The organism is Streptomyces sp. NPDC003691 (genome assembly GCF_053981115.1).
Genome location: NZ_JBSFNQ010000235.1, coordinates 1 through 1,283, shown reverse-complemented (window position 1 = coordinate 1,283; position 1,283 = coordinate 1). Strand labels below are relative to the sequence as shown.

Annotated in this window: 1 protein-coding gene; it reads left to right on the top strand. The window is 73.2% G+C overall.

The window, feature by feature from the left end; all coding sequences use genetic code 11:
- Positions 1 to 219 precede the first annotated feature (219 nt).
- Positions 220 to 1,283 (top strand): M6 family metalloprotease domain-containing protein (locus ACWDR0_RS34930; protein WP_456355853.1); only part of this gene is annotated, 1,064 nt, incomplete at its 3' end.

The following is a 1,283-nucleotide window of genomic DNA, read 5'->3' as shown; positions in this document are numbered from 1 at the left end:
GACGAACTCGACCGGGTGGCCTCCGACGGGCTCACGGACGACGAGATCGGGCGGGCCGTCGGGCAGCTGTCCGGCTCCACGGTCCTCGGCTTGGATCTACGATGCTTTTCGGTCGCGGTGTCGTGTTCGCGCGCGCCGTACCGCCGACCCGCTTCGTCACGTTCACCGCACACCACCGGCCGGCCCCGGGTCGCCGCCCGGTGCTCCGGGGGGTTCCGCATGTCCCAGTACTTCCGTCCGCACAACCAGGGTCCGTACGATCACCGTCCCGGCGGACACCGGCCGGACGGCGGGCGGCCGCCGCGCGGGGTCCGCGCCGCCTGGTCCGAGTTCTGTGCCGTACCGCCCAGTCCGCGGGTCCGGGAGCAACTGGCGGGCGGTACCGGCCCGCTGCCGCCCGCCCCCGCGGATCTCCGGGCGGGCTTCGACGACGGGACCATCCTCCCGGCCGACTCCTACCCCGAGGGCACCGCGGCCTTCACCGTGATGTCGGCGGCGGCCGACCGCCCGCCGCTCCGCGGCGAGGTGCGGGTCGCGGTCGTCCTGGCGGACTTCCCGGACCGCCCGATGGCGGCGGGCCGGCAGCATTTCGAGGACTTGTTCTTCTCGCTCGGGAAACTGCCGCACGGCAGTGTCCGCGAGTACTTCCGCGAAGTGACGGGGGGTCTCGTCGACATCGTCGGCGAGGTGACCGAACCACTGCGCCTGCCGCAGACCATGGCCTGGTACGCCAACGGCAACTCGGGCACCGGCACCCCGGACGGCGAGGCCAGGGCCCGGGTGATGGCGGCGGACGCCGCCCGGTCCGCCGACCCGCTGATCGACTTCGGCCCGTACGACAACGACGGCAACGGCTTCGTGGACGCGTTCATCGTGGTGCATGCGGGCACCGGGGGCGAGACCAGCGGCAGCACCGGTGACCTCTGGTCGCACAAATGGCTGCTGCCGGCCGCCTACGACGCCGACGGCACGCAGATCTACGCCTATCTGACCATCCCCGAGGACGCCAGGATCGGTGTCGCGGCGCACGAGATCGGCCATCTGGTCTTCGGGTTCCCCGACCTCTACGACACCGACGGGTCGTCGGAGGGCGTCGGCGACTGGTGTCTGATGGCCGGGGGCGCCTGGGGCGGCGGCGGAGACGTACCGGTCCATCCGTCGGCCTGGTGCAAGGTACGGCAGGGCTGGGCTCCAGGCGTCGGCGCGGACCGCCGTCCGCAGCAGGCCGGTGCTCTCCGGGGCGTCCGGGCCGACGGCGGCGGTGCCGGTTGTCGTCGTGCTCG